Origin of the sequence: Streptomyces sp. NPDC005303, assembly GCF_040607335.1 — a bacterium.
Taxonomy (GTDB): Bacteria; Actinomycetota; Actinomycetes; order Streptomycetales; family Streptomycetaceae; genus Streptomyces.
In genome coordinates this window covers 230,535-247,615 of sequence record NZ_JBEXGM010000005.1, presented here as the reverse complement: position 1 = coordinate 247,615, position 17,081 = coordinate 230,535, and the positions used below count along the sequence as shown (strand labels likewise).

Here is a 17,081-nt window from a genome sequence, read left to right as displayed (position 1 = left end):
CTGCCGGACTGGCGGCATGGCGTCCCGGTCCAGGGCTCAGTCGGTGCGCGGGAACAGGTAGTTCAGACGCTCCCGTACGACGGGATAGCCCGCCTTGGCGAAGTTCGCGGCCATGGGGAAGTTCCCCCGGTCTGTCGCAGCGGTGACGAACTCGGCGCCCCGCTCGACCAGATAATGGGTGCACTCGGCCAGCAGGTCGTAGGCGTAGCCGTGGCCGCGCTGTTCCGGCACGACCCCGATGAACCCGACGCTGGGCCCCGACGGATTGTGGACCGGAATGTGGATCCCCGCGATGTCGCCCTGCGGGGTGTGGGCGAGCTGCCACCACTCACGTGGCGAGGGGCACCAGTGGAAGAAGTCGAGTTCCTCCTGGGCGGCCCGGTCGAGTCCACCCTCCTCGACGGCTTTGAGGGCGTGCGCGTCCAGCGTGGCGTGGTGGACGCGGCGCAGCAGGTCGAAGAAGACCCCGTCGTCCGGTTCGGGCCGGAACTCCAGGCGTCCGGGCCGCGCGGGCAGCCCGTGCTCCGGCGTCCACCGGTACAGGAACCGTTCGACCAGGAGCTCGTATCCGGCCTGCTGTACGGCGGTGAAGCGGGCCTCGGCGGCGGCCCGCAGCTCGGGGTCCTCGCGCCAGCCCGCGGGCAGGTTCATCTCGAGCTCGACCTGCCAGGGGGCGGTGCGCAGGAGTTCCGCGCCGGCCTCCTCCTCCCCGTCGGCCACGTCGAACCAGTTGATGTTGAGGGGTGCCGCGTCGTCGGGGCCGCCCCACCAGGCGCCGCGAGCCACGACCTTGCCGTCGCGCAGGGCGACGCGCTTGAAGTCGGGGCGGTGCCGGGTGAGCCGGTGGGACTCGCGGGCGCCGAGAGGGTCGGGAAGGGCGTCGAAGAGATGGGCTGTGCGCTCGTCGAGCGCGCGGATGACCAGTTCGGTCATGGGTGGATTCCTCCGGGATGCGAACTGCGGGGAGCGCTCCCGGTCAGACGAGGCACGCCGGGGCGGCGGAGAGGGAGCGCTGAAGGGCGGTGAACTGCACGGCACTCGCCTCCTTCCGCTGGTTCCGGGGCGTGGTGGCTGACGCTACGGGATCTTCCGAGGCCGCGTCCATCGGTTTTCGACACACGCGTGCCTGCCTGACGCTCACGCCGTTCTGCTCGCGAGAGGTCGAACCGCTCGGCGTGCGGGGCCGGGCGGGTCGTAGCAGCGTAGTGGTGTGAGCGGACTGCGCGACCGGGACCGGCGGAGCTGGCTGCGGGGCGCGCCGCCGCCCGGCTGGGTGCGGGTGCTGCCCGCCGTCATGCTGACGGGGGTGTGCGTGGCGACCCTCGTGAGCCCGGATCCCCTCGACATCGGGTTCCTGCTGGGCGCCATCCCGCCGCTGGCCGTGCTGTCGTACGGACCGCTGGCGACGGCCGTGCTCGGTGCGCTCGTCCTGGTCGTGCTGAACGTTCCGGCCTTCCGGCTGAACGATCCGGGCAGCACGGATCTGCTGACCGTCGGCTTCGTCGCGGCGCTCAGTGTGGTCGTGTCGTTCGTCCGCAGCCGGCGTGACGCCCAGCTGGTGACCGAGCGGGCGGTCGCGGAGGCCGCGCAACGGGCCGTGGTGCCGCCGTTGCCGGAGCGGGTGGCGGGCGTGCGGTGTGCGGGGCTGTACCGGGCCGCGCAGGACGGAACGCTGGTCGGGGGTGACTTCTTCGATGTGCGGGAGGGGCCCTGCGGGGTGCGGGCGGTGATGGGCGATGTGCAGGGGCACGGACTCTCGGCCGTCGCCACCGTCGCCTCCCTGCTGGGGGCCTTCCGGGAGGCGGTGCTGGACCGGCCCGATCCCGAGTCGGTGGCCGCTCGGCTGGACCGCAGGCTGGTGGTGGACTCCGCGGCCGTACGGCACTCGGAGCTGTTCGCGACGGCCGTGGTGCTGGAGTTCGGCGCCGGCGCGACAGCCGTACGGATCGTGGCGTGCGGGCAGGCCGGACCGGTCCTGCTGCGTGACGGACGGGCCGTGGAACTCGACGTGCCGGTGGGTACCCCGCTCGGCCTGGGTCTGTCCGACAGCTCGCCGCCGACCGGGGTCACGGTCGCGCTGCGGCCCGGCGACCGGCTCTTCCTGGCCTCGGACGGCGTCTGGGAGGCGCGTGACGCCGCCGGGGTGTTCTACCCCTTGCTCGACCGGCTCGCCGGGTTCGCGGGCGACCTCCCGGAACTCGTCGAGCGGGTCTGGGACGACCTCGTCCGCTACGCCCCCGCGCTCCAGGACGATGTCACGATGCTCGTTCTCGCGCCCGCGACCCCGGAGCCCCGCTGACCGTCCCGTCCGGCTCCTGCTCCCCCTCGGCGTCGATGTGCGGGAGTATCCGGTCCAGCCAGCGGGGTGTCCACCAGGCGTGCGGTCCCAGGAGGGTCATGACGGCGGGGACCATCAGCAGCCGTACGACGGTCGCGTCGATCAGCACGCTCACCGCGAGGCCCAGTCCGAGCATCTTGACCACGATGTTGTCGCTGACGACGAACGCGGCGAAGACGCTCACCATGATCAGTGCCGCGCAGGTGATGACCCGGGCGGTGATCTCCAGCGCGTGGGCGACGGACGCCTTGGCGTCCCCGGTGCGCAGCCAGGCCTCGTGGACCCGGGAGAGCAGGAAGATCTCGTAGTCCATGCTCAGCCCGAAGATGATCGCGAACATCATCATCGGCACATAGCTCTCGATGGGCACCTTGCCGGAGACGCCGAGGGCGGGCCCTCCCCAGCCCCACTGGAAGACGGCGACGACGACGCCGTAGGAGGCGGCGATCGACAGGACGTTGAGGACGGCGGCCTTCACGGCGACGAGCAGTCCGCGGAAGACCGCGAGGATGATCAGGAAGGCCAGGGCCACGACCACGCCGATGATCAGCGGCAGTCTGCTGGAGACGATGTCGCGGAAGTCGACCTGGGCGGCGGTCGTGCCGGTGACGTATCCCTTGGCGTCCGTGCCGGAGACCGCGGCGGGCAGGGTGGAGTCCACGAGGCGGTTGGTGAGGTCCGTGGTGGTGGCGCTCTGCGGGGACTGCTTGGAGTAGACCGTGGCGAGCAGGACGTCGCCGTCCTGGGTCGGGGTGAGCGAGGTGACCGCGGCGGCACCGGACACGCCGTTGAGGGTCTTCTGCGCCTGGGAGGACAGGTCCGAGCGCTGGGAGGACGGTACGGACGTCTGGTCGATGACGACGGTGAGCGGGCCGTTGGAGCCGGGGCCGAAGGCGTCGGTCATCAGGTCGTAGGCCCGCCGGTCGGTGAAGGAGGTGGGGTCGGCGCCGTCCCCGATGTGGCCCAGCTGGATGGAGAACACCGGGATGGCGAGGACGACGACGACCGTCACGCCCGCGGCCAGATAACGCCACGGCCGGCGTTCCACCCGCTGCGCGTACCGGTGCCAGGTCCCCTGCGGCGTCTCGCCCTCGACGGCGTCGGTCTCGGCGACCGGCCGACGGACCCGGTAGCGGTCGATCCGGTTGCCGATCAGGCCCAGCAGGGCAGGAACGAGCGTCAGGGCACCCAGGACGGCGGAGACGACGGTGACGGCGGCGGCGAGCCCGAGTTTCCCGATGAAGGACACCCCGGACGCATACAGCCCGGCCAGGGCGATGATCACCGTGCAGCCGGAGACCAGGACGGCCCGCCCACTGGTGGCGGTGGCCCCGCCCGCCGCGCGCACCGGGTCCTTCCCGTCCATCAGGCTCTGCCGGTGGCGGGTGATCTGGAAGAGCGCGTAGTCGATCCCGACGCCGAGTCCGATCATCGTGGCCAGGGTCGGCGAAACGGTCGCGAAGGTGAACGCCGACGCCAGCAGCCCCAGGCAGGCGAGGCCCCCGATCACACTGATCAATGCGGTGACCAGGGGAATTCCGGCGGCGATCACACTGCCGAAGCCGACGAGCAGGACGATGATCGCCACGCCGAACCCGATCAGTTCGCTCACCCGGTCGTCGGCGGCGGGCCGCGCGAGTTCACCGAGCGGACCGCCGTACTCGACGTCCGCGCCCGCCGCCCTGAGGGGCTGTACGGCGTGGTCGACGCCGGTGAGGTAGCCGTCGCCCAGGGTCGAGGGCTGGACGTCGAAGCGGACCGTGATGTACGCCGTCTTGCCGTCCGAGGACAGCGGGCCGACCTTGGAGGCGGGCGTGGACAGCGGGTTCTGCGCCGACAGGACGTGCGGCAGCTTCTGGAGATCGGTGACGGTCGTGGACATCTGCGAGTCGAGCGAGGAGAGCGACTTGTCACCGTCGTGCAGCACGATCTGGCTGCCGTACCCGCCGGCCGCCGGATCGTGCTGCTTCAGGACGTCCAGGCCCTTTTGCGACTGGACTCCGGGCAGGGAGAAGTTGTCGGAGTAATCCCCGCCGAAGGAACGGTTCAGCATCTGGAGGGCGACCAATGCCACGAGCCAGGCCACCAGGACGATCACGAAATGCCGGGCGCACCACTCCCCCAGTCGGCGCAGGGCGCCCTTCGGGCGGTTTCGTGTGGTGGTCATGGTGTCGTCTCTCTGCCGGGCCCCCAAGAGATCGATATCCCCATTACACGCCTGTCGGGTCATCGGGGCATCCGGAGGCTCCGGGGTGCGGGGCCGCTTCCGGATGCAAGGTCGGCCCAGGCGTTGAATGGTGATATCGGACCCGTTGACAGCACCGGGACCGCACAGCGATCCGGATCCGAGGAGCAGAGATCATGCCGACGTCACAGCCCGACGCGTCCCGGTCGTCCGAGGACCGCGCCACCCCGGACGACCTGCTCCACGCCCGCACCGGCACCGAGGTGTCGCCGGAGGACCTCGTCCTCGCCTCGGGCAAGGACATCACCCCGCACAGTCTCGAATGGGCCCGGCGCAAGCTGGCGGCGGAGGGCCCGGCAGCGCTCGACAAGCTGCTGCCCTAGCCGCGACCGGGTGTCCGGCTGTCCCGAGGCAGCCGGACCCGCCCGCCCGGCCCCACGGCAGGTTGCCGGCCGAGCCGCCCCGGTTCCAGGGCCGGTTCAGCGGCTGGTGCACCTCGGCGTCGGCGAGTCGGCGGCCAGTGGCCCCACGGCCCGTGGTCCGCCGGAGCTGCCGCGGTCTACGGCACGTTCCCGGCACTCCCGCGGCAACTCCCCGCAAGCTGCGGCGATTCGCGGACGGTCCGGTTTGCCGCTCACCCTTTCCGAAGAGGCCCCGCGGCTGCCAGACTTCCGAGGGTGCCCGACTTCGACATGCTTGTCATCGGATCCGGTCCGGGTGGCCAGAAGGCCGCCATCGCCGCGGCCAAGCTGGGCCGCCGGGTCGCCGTCGTCGACCGCCCCGACATGGTCGGCGGGGTCTCCATCCACACCGGCACCATCCCCTCCAAGACCCTGCGCGAGGCGGTGCTGTACCTGACCGGCCTCACCCAGCGCGACCTGTACGGCCAGAGCTACCGGCTGAAGGAGGACATCACCGTCGCCGACCTGACCGCGCGCACCCAGCACGTGGTCGGCCGCGAGGTCGACGTGATCCGCAGTCAGCTCTCCCGCAACCACATCTCGCTCTTCGGCGGCACCGGCCGTTTCGTCGACCCGCACACCGTCGCCCTGCGCGAGGTCACCGGTCACGAACGGCTGCTCAGCGCGGAGAACATCGTCATCGCCACCGGCACCCGCCCGGCACGGCCGGACACCGTCGAGTTCGACGGCCGCACGATCATGGACTCCGACAACGTCCTCGCGCTCGAACGCGTCCCGCGCTCCATGGTCATCGTCGGCGCCGGGGTCATCGGGATGGAGTACGCCTCCATGTTCGCCGCGCTCGGCAGCAAGGTGACGGTCGTCGAGAAACGGCCCGGAATGCTCGACATCTGCGACATCGAGGTCATCGAGGCGCTGAAGTACCACCTGCGCGACCTCGCCGTGACGTTCCGGTTCGGTGAGACCGTCGCCGCGGTCGAGCGTCACCCCCGCGGCACGCTCACCATCCTGGAGAGCGGCAAGAAGATCCCTGCCGACGCCGTGATGTACTCGGCGGGCCGGCAGGGCCTGACCGACGAACTCGACCTGGACAAGGCCGGGTTGAGCGCCGACCGGCGCGGCCGGATCACGGTCGACGAGCACTACCGCACCGAGGTGCCGCACATCTACGCCGTGGGAGACGTGATCGGTTTCCCGGCGCTGGCGGCGACGTCCATGGAGCAGGGCAGGTCGGCCGCCTACCACGCCTTCGGCGAGCCGGTCGGGCAGATGCACCACCTCCAGCCCATCGGCATCTACACCATCCCGGAGATCAGCTTCGTCGGGCGCACCGAGGACCAACTCACCGAGGACAGCGTGCCCTTCGAGGTCGGCATCTCGCGTTACCGCGAGCTCGCCCGCGGCCAGATCATCGGGGACTCCCACGGCATGCTGAAACTGCTGGTCTCCCCCGAGGACCGCACCCTGCTGGGCGTGCACTGCTTCGGCACCGGGGCCACCGAACTGATCCACATCGGGCAGACCGTGATGGGCTGCGGCGGCACGGTCGACTACCTGGTCGACGCGGTGTTCAACTACCCGACGCTCGCCGAGTCCTACAAGGTCGCGGCCCTGGACGCCACCAACAAACTCCGGCAGATCGACCGGATCGGGGACTGAACCTCCGTCAGGGTTCCTCGGCGGGGTCCTCGACGATGTGCACGGCGGCCTCCTCCGCGCCCGCCGCGCCCGCGTCGATGCCCACGTCGGTGGCGACCTCGTCCTTCGTGGTGGTGGTGTGGGCGCCCTCGTCGGGGGCGACCAGGCGTCCGGCGCGGTCGGTGCCGGCCTGCGGATCGACCGGCTCGCCCTCCCCGCCGGGCAGGTCGCCGATCTCGTCGCCGAGCGGCGCGGTCGCCTCGGGGACCTCCTGGGCGAGGCGTTCGTCGAGGCTCTCCCCGTCGTGCTGTTCGGCCGCCGTGGTGCCGTGCCGGGTGACGCCGAGGGGCTTCTCCGGTGGCGAGTAGCCCTCGTCGAGGGTGTCGTCGTAGGTCCGTTCGCCGAGGGCGTCCTGGAGGTCGAGCGGGGCCGCGTCCTCCTGCTCCTCGTTGGTCCCGGTGGGCTGGTAGGCGTCGTCGGCCATCGGCTCGGCAGGTGTCGGTTCGGTGCCCATGGGCTGCCTCCCTCGCGCGTCGCGTACGGTTCGATGCGGTGTCCCGATCCGCGTTTCCCCGTATGCGCTCTCCAACCTCAAAAGGCTGTTGGAGTAAGGCATTCCACAGCGGAAGGTTACCCCCCAGTTAATCTTGAAGGCTCAAGGAATGGGGATATCATCACTCGCACACATGGAGTGACCGGTCGTCCACGCAGCGGCCGCACGGTCTTCCGCACCCCCTTGGTCCCTCCCGTCACCGCCCCTGCCCGAGGCCATCCCTCTCGGGGTACGGGGCGGCGCCACCCCCCACCCCTTCTGCGCCGTACGGTCCCCTCCGCCGTGCGGCGTGCCCGACGGAAAGCAGCACAACCATGAGCATCAACAGGGGCAGAGGGCTACAGGCCAACGCCCTCGGTACCTTCGACACCGTGGTGATGGCCGTCGCGGGCAGCGCGCCGGCGTACTCGATCGCCGCGACCACCGCGGTCCTGGTCGGCTCGGTGGGCCTGGCCAGTCCGGCGGCTCTGCTGTACTGCGCGATACCCATGCTCGGTATCGCCCTCGCGTTCAGCTATCTCGGCCGTATCGACGTGAACGCCGGGGCCAGTTACTCGTGGGTGGGCCGTACGCTCCATCCCTTTCTGGGCTTCGTCTCCGGCTGGGCGCTGGTGATCTCGGCGACCATCTTCATGGTGGCCGGCTCGCTGCCCGCGGGTTCGATGACGCTGGCCCTCTTCGACCAGGACCTCGCGGACGACACCGCGCTGTCGACCGTCGTGGGCGCGGCCTGGTTCGTGCTGATGCTGCTCGTGGTGCTCGGCGGTGCCCGGCTCACCGTGCGCGCCCAGCTCGTCATGTCGGGTGTGGAGCTGGCGATACTGGCCCTGTTCGCGGTGCTCGCCTTCTTCCACACCGGCAACGCGCGCTCCTTCGAGTGGTCCTGGCTGGGCTTCGGCCACTTCGACGGCATGGCCGGGTTCGCCTCCGGCGCGCTGATCGCCGCGTTCTACTACTGGGGCTGGGACGTCACCAGCAACCTGAGCGAGGAGACCCGCAACAGCCGCCGTACGACGGGACTCGCGGGGCTCATCGGAGTCGGCATCGTCTTCCTGCTGTTCGAGGTGTTCACCATCGCGGTGAACGTCATCCTCACCTCGAAGCAGATCGAGGACAACGACGCCAACGTGCTGGCCGTGCTCGGCGAGGAGGTCTGGCCGGGCTGGGGCGGCAAGCTGCTGATCGTCGCGGTGATGCTGTCGACCATCGCCACGCTGGAGACCACCCTGATCCAGGTCACGCGCTCGCTGTTCGCGATGGGCCGGGACCGCACCATGCCGTCCGCGCTGGGCCGGGTGCACCGCCGGTGGAACACCCCGTGGGTGGCGATCGTGGTGGTCGGCGCGGTGGCGCTGCTGATGTTCATCGCCTCCAACGCCCTGGGCTCGGTGGGCGAGATCCTCTCCGACGCGATCTCGGCGATCGGTCTGCAGATCGCCGTCTACTACGGCCTCAGCGGCCTCGCGGTCGTCGTGGCGTACCGCAAGATGCTGCTGAAGTCTCCGGCCGACTTCCTGCTCGGCGGGCTGTGGCCGCTGCTGGGCGCCCTGTTCATGTTCTGGATCTTCGTCGAGTCGCTGGGCGAGCTGAGCACCGCCGCGATCACGATCGGCGTGGGCGGGCTGGCCGTGGGGCTGGTCCCGATGCTCTGGTACTGGCGGCGGGGCAGCGACTACTACCGGCCGGCACGGCTTGACGCGAGCCGTACCGTCGAGACGGACTACCTGCCCGACGGCGCGACGGCCGGGCCCTCACTCGTCCATGAGGGTTTCCCCACCGACTTCTGAGGGGTTGTGCGATGGCGAGAGACCGTTTCGCCCCCGAATTCGATCCCGACTGCGGGGATTTCCCGCTCACCAGCGCCCGCCAGGACATCGTCATCGGCCGCTGGCAGGGTCTGCGTGAACTGCTGCGCGCCACCGGGCCCGACTGGCTCTCGCGGGGCCACCGGGTGCGGATGCTCGCCCAGGCCTGCGCGGGCAGTTCGACGGTGGAGTCGTGGCTCGCGGCCGAGCCGCACAACGGCGACGCGCTGGTGCTGCGGGCGGCCACCGAGACCGCCAGGGCGTTCAACCTGGCCATCGCCGCGGGCCGGGGGGTGCCGATCGACCACCGCCGTGTCGACGCCGCGGTGATGGCCTGTCTGCAGGCGTCCGAGGCGTTCGTGGACGACCCGACGCCATGGATCTCCCTGATCTCGGTGGCCAGGCTGTACCCGGCCGGTGTACGGCGGCAGGAACTGGGGCGCTGGTGGGACGAGTTGCACGCGCGGGATCCGTACAGCGTCGAGGGCCATCTCCAGGTGCTGCACTACTACTCGTCCCGCTGGCACGGGTCGAACGGCCTGATGTACGACTTCGCCCGCGACGCGGCCGGCGTGGCCCCGCAGGGTTGCGCGCTGCCGGTGCTGGTGCAGTACGCGCGGGTCGAGGAGTACCGCAGCGCGACGGACGCCGCCGAGGACAGGCGGACGTCCGTGGGGCTCGGCCAGCACTGGAAGAACGACGGGGCCATCAGTGACGTACGGCGCACCTGGCAGCGCTGGATCGTGGGCCGCGCCGACCACACGGTGGCCCCCGGCGAGCTGCGCGACCTCAACTACCTGGCCCACGCGGCCTGCCACGCGGGCCTGCCGGAGGTCGCCGTCCCGCTCCTGCGCATGCTGGACCGCCGGGGCACCCGCACACCGTGGTCGTACACAGGCGATCCGGAGCAGCAGTTCAGCAAGTGGCGCAAGGAGTTCAGGGTGCGGGCCTGAGCGGCCGTGACCGACATCGTCAGGGCGTACTCGCCTGCTCCGTCGGCGCGCCGCCCGCCAGCCCCTCCGTCCACTTCTCCTCGATCCGGCCGACCTTCCACACCACCAGGGCGACGATCCACGTGACGAAGAACAGGCCCACGATGACGAAGCCCAGGAGGTTGAGGTCGAGGCCGCTGATCCAGGTCCAGAAGGGGCCGCGGAGGTGCAGTCTGTCGGCCAGCAGACCCAGGAGCTCGACCGTGCCGATGAGGAGGGCGACGGCGACGGAAAGGCCGGTGATCGTGAGGTTGTAGTAGACCTTGCGGACCGGCTTGGAGAACGCCCAGCCGTAGGCGAAGTTCATGAAGGAGCCGTCGATCGTGTCGAGGAGGGACATACCGGCGGCGAAGAGGACGGGCAGGGTGAGGATCGCGTACCAGGGCAGCCCGGAGGCCGCGCCCGACCCGGCCAGGACCAGCAGCGCGATCTCCGTCGCCGTGTCGAAGCCCAGGCCGAAGAGGAGGCCGAGGGGGTACATCTGCCAGGGCCTGGTGATCGACTTCATGACACGGCCGAGCAGGCGGTTCATGAAGCCGCGGTTGTTCAACTGCTCCTCCAGCGCGGCCTCGTCGTAGCGGCCGGAGCGCATCCGCCGGAACACCTTCCAGATGCCCACCAGGACGACCAGGTTGACCGCGGCGATCAGATAGAGGAACGCACCCGAGACGGTCGTACCGATCAGCGCGGTCACGTCGTGGAGGTGGGAGTCGTCGTCGCGCACCGGTCCCGCGAGAGCCTTCACGCCGAGCGAGAGCAGCAGCGCCAGGACGAAGACGACGCTGGAGTGGCCGAGCGAGAACCAGAATCCGACCGACAGCGGCCGCTGCCCCTCCCCCATCAGCTTGCGGGTGGTGTTGTCGATGGCGGCGATGTGGTCGGCGTCGAAGGCGTGCCGCATCCCGAGCGTGTAGGCGGTCACACCGATGCCGATGCCGAAGGACTTCTCGCCGACGCTGTAGTGGTGCGGGGCGACGATCGCCACGAGGGTGACCCAGCCGATGACGTGCAGCGCCACCACGACGGCGGCCATGCCGCCCGCCCTGACCCACTCCTGCCGCGTCATGGAGCCACGGACGCGGTGCCATACCGAGCCCCTCGCGGGGACGGTGGCGGGGAGGAGGGGCGGAGCGGAGTCAGGGGTGGCCGTCATCGGGCGGAGGATCCTTCTGCAGGGGGTACGGCCACGATCAGCAGCCTGATGCCATCCTGCGGTACTTGCAAGTCATGTGCAGTAAAGCCCGTGACAGGTCTTTCCCACGACTGGGGAAAGTGCCCTGTCAGCCCGTCGCGTCCGGCGCGACACGGATGTCCATCCCGGCGGCGGGGAAGGCCCGCCAGTCGCGCGCGTAGGCGGGGGGTGTGCCACCGGGCCGGGTGAGGACGGCGACCGGGAGGCGACGGGACGTGCGCAGGATCGCGGCCACGCTGCTGTTGGCGTTGGGACCGGTCGCCGCCAGCGACGAGCACCCGGCGTAGTAGGCGACGGGGATCGACAGATGACCGGTGAGCGCGCAGGGCGGGCGCACCCCGAGGCGGTGCAGCTCGGCCGCGGTGTCGGCCCAGTCACGGTGGTGGTCCGTCGTGCGGCGCACCGCGCGTTCCAGCACCACGTACTGCACCGACAGATGTCCCGCCAGGCCGAGCGCGATCAGCGTCGCCGCGATCGGGCGCCACCGGCCGGCGCCGTCGGTCGCGAGGTGGAACAGCGCGTCGGCGACCGGGATCGCGAGCAGCGCGTAGGCGGGCAGCAGGAACCGGGGGGCCGCGTATCCGATCATGAACAGGTAGGGCACAGCGACGGTCGTGGCGCAGGACAGGGCGAGCAGGGTGCGCCCGGTACGGCGGGCCCGGACCGCGACGACGAGGCCGACGCCGGCCAGCAACGGGAGGACGAACCACCAGCCCATGACCACGGGGTTGGGCAGGGAGCCGGTACACGGACGGCACAGGCTGCGGCCGCTCAGGCTGCGCAGCTGGTCGTCGACGGCGAAGTACAGACCGAGGCCGCCCTGGATGCGGGAGCCCTCGTGCAGCCGCTCGGCCAGGCCGCCGTAGCTGGTGTACGCCTCGACGACCCACTGCGCGCCCCCCGCCACCAGTCCGGCCACCAGTCCGGCGACGAGGCGCCAGTGGCGGGCGACGGCGGCCACGACGAACAGCGGCAGGGTGACGTAGACGGCGTCGGTGGGCCGCATCCATGCCATGAGGCAGGCGCCCGCCACGACCCCCCACAGCACTTTCGGGTTCTCCGGGACCCGCAGGAAGCAGCCGACCGCGCCCAGTGCGCCGACGGCGACCCAGTAGTTGGGCATGGCCTGGGGGCCGTAGAACAGAGTGATCCACAGGGTGGCGAACAGGGCGCCGCCGACGGCGAGGACACGGACCGGGAAGAGGCCGCGCCAGGCGCGCAGGGCCAGGTAGAGGCCGAGACCGGACAGCACGGCGAGGTAGACGCGCAGGAGCTCCGTCGAGGTCGACCAGCTCGCGATCGGCGCGACCAGCAGCGAGACACCTCGGGCGCGCGGAGCGCTGAAGAAGGAGGCCGGCGCCTGGACGCCGACCTGGCTGACGTAGACGGCCTCGTCCCAGCCGAGGCCCATGCCGGGGCGGACGAGGACGAGTTGGGCCAGGGTGAAGGCGGCGGCCACCGCCGCGAGCTGCCAGGAGCCTCTGGCCCGCCGTAACGCGTCGGAGGCAACCGACGGTGTACGCCGATTGCCTCCGACGAGCAGAGCACTGTCGCCGTGCGCCATCATCCACCCCTCACCCCGTATGCCGCGGGACTGGTCACATCCTCAAAGGCATGGACAACCTAACCCGGGGCCGGAGGAGTGCAGGGCGGAGTTCGGCCAAGCGGCGTCCGGCCGGATCGCCCGTCCGGGTCAGCGGGCGTGCGGGGCGCGGTGCGCGGGCTGGTCCGGGGCCGCGCGGTCCTCCGGCGGCGGGACGGGCCGGACGACGGGGCCGTCGCCGTTGACGGTCAGGGCGGTGCCGTGGTGGCTGATCGTCAGGGGCGCGCCCGCCATCAGGGTGTACGTCGCCTTGTCCGGGCCGATCTCCACCCGCAGACAGCGGCCCAGGAGCTGGAGGTTGAAGGCGAGACGGCTGAACCGCTCGGGCAGCCGGGGCGCGAAGCGCAGGGAGTCGCCGTCGCGGCGCAGACCGCCGAAGCCGGCGACCAGGGCCGTCCAGGTGCCCGCGAGGGAGGCGATGTGGAGTCCGTCGCGGGTGTTGTTCTCCAGGTCGGCGAGGTCCATCAGCGCCGCCTCGGCCGTGTAGGCGTAGGCGAGGGACAGGTGTCCCGCGCGGGCGGCTACGACCGCCTGGACGCAGGCCGACAGGGAGGAGTCCCGTACGGTCAGGGGTTCGTAGTAGGCGAAGTTGCGGGCGATCTGCTCCTCGTCGTGGAACTCCTCGAACCAGCCGCTGCACAGATACATCGCCAGCACCAGGTCGGCCTGCTTGACGACCTGTTTGCGATAGATGTCGAAGTAGGGGAAGTGCAGCATCAGGGGGTACTGGTCGGCGCGGGTGCTGTCGAAGTCCCAGCGCTGGTAGCGGGTGAAGCCCGCGTGCTGTTCGTGCACGCCGAGTTCGTCGTTGTACGGGATGTGCACGGCCTCGGCGGCGTCCCGCCAGGCGGCGCTCTCCTCGTCGTCGACGCCGAGCGCGGCGGACCGTTCCGGATGGCGGGCGCAGGCGTCGGCGGCCGCGAGGAGGTTCGCGCGGGCCATGAGGTTGGTGTACGTGTTGTCGTCGGCGACCGCGCTGTACTCGTCGGGGCCCGTGACACCGTCGATGTGGAAGACGCCATGGTGGTCGTGGTGGCCCAGCGAGCGCCACAACCGGGCCGTCTCCACCAGCAGTTCGACGCCGGTGTCACGTTCGAAGTCGATGTCGCCGGTGGCCTCGGTGTAGCGCACCACGGCGTCCGCGACGGCGGCGTTGACATGGAAGGCGGCGGTGCCGGCGGGCCAGTACGCCGATCCCTCGGAGCCCTCGATGGTCCGCCACGGGAACGCGGCGCCGTTCAGGCCGAGTTGCACGGCCCGCTCCCGGGCCGCCGGCAGCGTCTTCTGCCGCCAGCGCAGGGCCTCGGCCACCGCCCGCGGCTCGGTGTAGGTGAGCAGGGGCAGCACGAAGGTCTCGGTGTCCCAGAAGGCGTGCCCGTCATACCCGGACCCGGTCAGTCCCTTTGCGGGAATGGCCCGTTGCTCCGCGCGGGCGCCCGCCTGCAGCACATGGAAGAGGGCGAAGCGGACCGCCTGCTGGATCTCCTCGTCGCCGTCGACCTCGACGTCGGCGCGGGCCCAGAAGTCGTCGAGGTAGCCGCGCTGTTCGTCCAGGAGTCCGTCCCAGCCGCTGTGGGCGGCGGCCGCCAGGGCTGCGTCGACCTGGTCGCTCATCGCGGGCCGGGAGCGGGCGCCGGACCAGCCGTGGGCGACCAGCTTCTCCACCCGCAGCCGCTGCCCCGGCTCCAGGACGGAGGTGACGGTCAGCCGGGCCAGGTCCACCGTCTCCTCGCTGCTCGTGGTGGTGCGCTCCGGCCCTTCGATCACGTGGTCGGCGGCCACGGCGACCCGCAGACCGCTGTGCCGGGTGCGATGCACAAGGCGCAGCCGGGTGCCGTCGGCGAAGCCCTCCTCGTGCTCCAGCGGCGACTTCAGGGCCTTGGCGGCGCGCGGGTCGCCGTTCGCCCCGGGCAGGCTCTCGTTGGTGACGAGTTCGGACTGGATCACCACGCGGGTACGGCTGTCGACGGGTTCCACCTCGTAGGCCACGGCGGCCACCGCCCGCTGGGTCAGCGAGACGAGGCGGGTCGAGCGCACCCGTATCCGCGAGCCCGCCGGTGAGATCCACTCGCAGGACCGCTCCAGGACGCCCCGGCGCAGGTCGAGGCAGCGTTCGTGGGCCACGAGACGGCCGTAGCGCAGGTCGAAGGGCTCGTCGTCGACGAGGAGCCGCACGATCTTGCCGTTGGTGACGTCGATGACGGTCTGACCGGACTCCGGATAGCCGTAACCGGCCTCGGCGTACGGCAGCGGGTGCAGTTCGTGGACGCCGTTGAGGTAGGAGCCGGGCAGGCCGTGCGGTTCGCCCTCGTCGAGGTTGCCGCGCCAGCCGACATGGCCGTTGGACAGGGCGAACACGGACTCGCTCTGGGCGAGGACGTCGAGGTTCAGGGAGGTCTCGCGGACGGCCCAGGGCTCGACGGTGTAGGAGCGGTGGGTGATCACGCGTCTCCTCCCAGCTCTGCGAGGCCCTTCACGACGATGTGCGCGCCGTGCTCGTACAGGGCGTCGGTCTGTCCGACGCGGTCGAGGCCGACGACGTATCCGAAGCCTCCGGCGCGGCCCGCGTCCATGCCGGCGAGGGCGTCCTCGAAGACGGCGGACCGGGGTGCGTCCAGACCCAAGTCGTGGGCGGCGGCGAGGAAGGTGTCGGGGTGCGGCTTGCCGGGCAGCCGGCGCTCGGCCGCGACCACGCCGTCGATGCGTACGTCGAAGAGGTCCTCGGCGTCGATCGCGCGCAGTACGTCACGGCAGTTGGCGCTGGAGGAGACGATCGCGGTGCGCAGACCCTGGGCGCGGGCCGCCCTGATGTAGGTGAGGGTGTCGTCGTAGGCCTCCACGCCTTCGGTGCGGATCTTCTCCAGGACGAGGGCGTTCTTGCGGTTGCCGAGGCCGTGGACCGTCTCCGCGCCCGGTGGATCGTCGGGATCGCCGTCCGGGAGTTCGATGCCGCGGGAGGCGAGGAAGGCGCGCACGCCGTCGGCCCGCGGCAGGCCGTCGACGTACTCGTCGTAGTCGTGGTCGTCGAACGGCCGGAAGTGTTCGCCCTCGCGTTCGCGGAGGAACGCGTCGAACATCTCCTTCCAGGCGGCCGCGTGCACGACAGCCGTCCTGGTGACGACCCCGTCGAGGTCGAACAGGCACGCCTTGATCTCTTCTGGCAGACCGAGCTCCGTCATACAGGACACGGTTCCCAGCCTTTCGCTTCGTCAACAGGCGGATTCAGTCGTGCGGGAAGGAGTGGTGCTCGTGCACCACCAGCCAGCGGCCGCGTTCCTTGCGCAGACCGACGGTGAGCCTGAGCCGGAAACCGGGGTCGGCGGCGAGTTCCTCCGGGGTGGCGCAGCGCACCAGGGCGTGGGCGTACGCGACGTCCGTACCCGCGGTGACGTGGAGGGACTCGATGTCGAAGCAGGCGCCCTGGGCCTGCCAGGCGAAGAAGGGCGGCCAGGCCGCACGGTAGGCGGCGAGGCCCCGGATGCCGTGGTGGGGCGACGCCACGTCGAACATCACGATGTCCTGGGCGTGGTCGGCTAGCACGCCCGCGAGGTCACCGCGATGGACGGCCGCGGCCCACCCGGTGATGAGGGCGCGGATCCGGGCCTCGTCGGACGCGTCGGAGTCGTGGAGCACGGCGTGCCCTCCTTTCTCCCCCTTCCACATCCAGGGTGCCTGGCCGACCTGAAGTCCTCGAATGACACACTCGGCGTGTGCCGCTGACCTTCGACGACCTCGTGACCCGTGCCCGTTCCCTCGCCGAGCCCGAGGGGCGAGCCGTTCTCGGTATCGCCGGCTCGCCCGGCGCGGGCAAGACGACCCTCGCCGAGCGGCTGGTGCGGACGCTGAACGGCCCGGGCGAACCCTGGGTGGCGCACGTCCCGATGGACGGCTTCCACCTGGCCGACGTGGAGCTGGACCGGCTCGGGCTGCGCGACCGCAAGGGGGCGCCGGAGACCTTCGACGCGGCCGGGTACGCGGCGCTGCTGCGAAGGCTGCGCGAGGAGAGGGACGACGTCGTGTACGCGCCGGGCTTCGAGCGGGTCCTGGAGCAGCCGATCGCCGGGGCGATCCCGGTCATGCCGACCGCCCGCCTGATCGTGACGGAGGGCAACTATCTGCTGGTGTGGCCCGGGGTCCGGCCGCAGTTGGACGAGGTGTGGTTCTGCGAACTGGACGAGGACGAGCGGATGCGCCGACTGGTCGCCCGGCACGAGCGGTTCGGTAAGAGCCACGAGGAGGCGGTGGCGTGGGTGCGGCGCTCGGACCAGCGCAACGCGGAGCTGGTCGCGGCCACCCGGGACCGGGCCGACCTGGTGGTGCCGGTGTCGGCGCTGTCGCGCGTGGACGCGTGAC

The 17,081-nt window shown here is 71.0% G+C and carries 14 protein-coding genes; 6 read left to right on the top strand and 8 right to left on the bottom strand.

Features of this window, described 5'->3' with window-relative positions; all coding sequences use genetic code 11:
* Positions 1-36: 36 nt before the first annotated feature.
* On the bottom strand, positions 37-933 hold the full coding sequence (locus ABZT93_RS10910) for a GNAT family N-acetyltransferase (protein WP_356101973.1): 897 nt from the start codon (positions 931-933) through the stop codon (positions 37-39).
* A 286-nt stretch (positions 934-1,219) separates the two neighbouring features.
* Between ABZT93_RS10910 and ABZT93_RS10905 the strand changes: the two genes are divergently transcribed.
* The gene (locus tag ABZT93_RS10905; protein WP_356102228.1) at positions 1,220-2,299 is read left to right on the top strand and encodes a PP2C family protein-serine/threonine phosphatase; all 1,080 of its coding nucleotides are present in this window, start codon (positions 1,220-1,222) and stop codon (positions 2,297-2,299) included.
* On the opposite strand, the gene ABZT93_RS10900 is transcribed toward ABZT93_RS10905, so the two are convergent.
* The gene (locus tag ABZT93_RS10900; protein WP_356101971.1) at positions 2,256-4,505 is read right to left on the bottom strand and encodes an MMPL family transporter; all 2,250 of its coding nucleotides are present in this window, start codon (positions 4,503-4,505) and stop codon (positions 2,256-2,258) included. The two genes, ABZT93_RS10905 and ABZT93_RS10900, sit on opposite strands and share 44 nt — an antisense overlap.
* Before the next feature lie 194 nt (positions 4,506-4,699).
* On the opposite strand from ABZT93_RS10900, the gene ABZT93_RS10895 reads away from it, so the two are divergent.
* Together ABZT93_RS10895 and sthA are read left to right on the top strand one after the other, a co-directional pair.
* Complete coding sequence (locus ABZT93_RS10895) at positions 4,700-4,906, top strand: hypothetical protein (RefSeq protein WP_356019132.1); 207 nt, start codon at positions 4,700-4,702, stop codon at positions 4,904-4,906.
* A gap of 294 nt (positions 4,907-5,200) precedes the next feature.
* Positions 5,201-6,604 (top strand): Si-specific NAD(P)(+) transhydrogenase, encoded by a 1,404-nt coding sequence (sthA, locus tag ABZT93_RS10890; RefSeq protein ID WP_356101968.1) that lies wholly within the window; start codon positions 5,201-5,203, stop codon positions 6,602-6,604.
* A 7-nt stretch (positions 6,605-6,611) separates the two neighbouring features.
* Here the strand turns inward: sthA and ABZT93_RS10885 are convergent, their stop codons facing one another.
* Positions 6,612-7,097 (bottom strand): DUF5709 domain-containing protein, encoded by a 486-nt coding sequence (locus ABZT93_RS10885; RefSeq protein ID WP_356101965.1) that lies wholly within the window; start codon positions 7,095-7,097, stop codon positions 6,612-6,614.
* Between the two features lie 353 nt (positions 7,098-7,450).
* On the opposite strand from ABZT93_RS10885, the gene ABZT93_RS10880 reads away from it, so the two are divergent.
* Complete coding sequence (locus tag ABZT93_RS10880) at positions 7,451-8,923, top strand: APC family permease (protein WP_356101963.1); 1,473 nt, start codon at positions 7,451-7,453, stop codon at positions 8,921-8,923.
* Between the two features lie 11 nt (positions 8,924-8,934).
* Positions 8,935-9,894, top strand: coding sequence for a hypothetical protein (locus tag ABZT93_RS10875; RefSeq protein WP_356101960.1), 960 nt, complete (start codon positions 8,935-8,937; stop codon positions 9,892-9,894).
* Positions 9,895-9,913: 19 nt separating this feature from the next.
* On the opposite strand, the gene ABZT93_RS10870 is transcribed toward ABZT93_RS10875, so the two are convergent.
* The 5 genes from ABZT93_RS10870 to ABZT93_RS10850 all read right to left on the bottom strand — a co-directional run bounded on the left by ABZT93_RS10870 (position 9,914) and on the right by ABZT93_RS10850 (position 16,361).
* Positions 9,914-11,086, bottom strand: coding sequence for a HoxN/HupN/NixA family nickel/cobalt transporter (locus ABZT93_RS10870; protein WP_356101956.1), 1,173 nt, complete (start codon positions 11,084-11,086; stop codon positions 9,914-9,916).
* A 127-nt stretch (positions 11,087-11,213) separates the two neighbouring features.
* Complete coding sequence (locus ABZT93_RS10865) at positions 11,214-12,689, bottom strand: hypothetical protein (protein WP_356101954.1); 1,476 nt, start codon at positions 12,687-12,689, stop codon at positions 11,214-11,216.
* Between the two features lie 129 nt (positions 12,690-12,818).
* Complete coding sequence (locus tag ABZT93_RS10860; RefSeq protein WP_356101951.1) at positions 12,819-15,173, bottom strand: glycosyl hydrolase family 65 protein; 2,355 nt, start codon at positions 15,171-15,173, stop codon at positions 12,819-12,821.
* On the bottom strand, positions 15,170-15,907 hold the full coding sequence (locus ABZT93_RS10855) for a beta-phosphoglucomutase family hydrolase (RefSeq protein WP_356101948.1): 738 nt from the start codon (positions 15,905-15,907) through the stop codon (positions 15,170-15,172). The genes ABZT93_RS10860 and ABZT93_RS10855 overlap by 4 nt, the downstream gene beginning before the upstream one ends.
* Before the next feature lie 43 nt (positions 15,908-15,950).
* On the bottom strand, positions 15,951-16,361 hold the full coding sequence (locus tag ABZT93_RS10850; protein WP_356101945.1) for an SgcJ/EcaC family oxidoreductase: 411 nt from the start codon (positions 16,359-16,361) through the stop codon (positions 15,951-15,953).
* A 77-nt stretch (positions 16,362-16,438) separates the two neighbouring features.
* Between ABZT93_RS10850 and ABZT93_RS10845 the strand changes: the two genes are divergently transcribed.
* Positions 16,439-17,080, top strand: a complete 642-nt coding sequence (locus tag ABZT93_RS10845) for a nucleoside/nucleotide kinase family protein (protein WP_356101941.1) — start codon at positions 16,439-16,441, stop codon at positions 17,078-17,080.
* Position 17,081 lies beyond the last annotated feature (1 nt).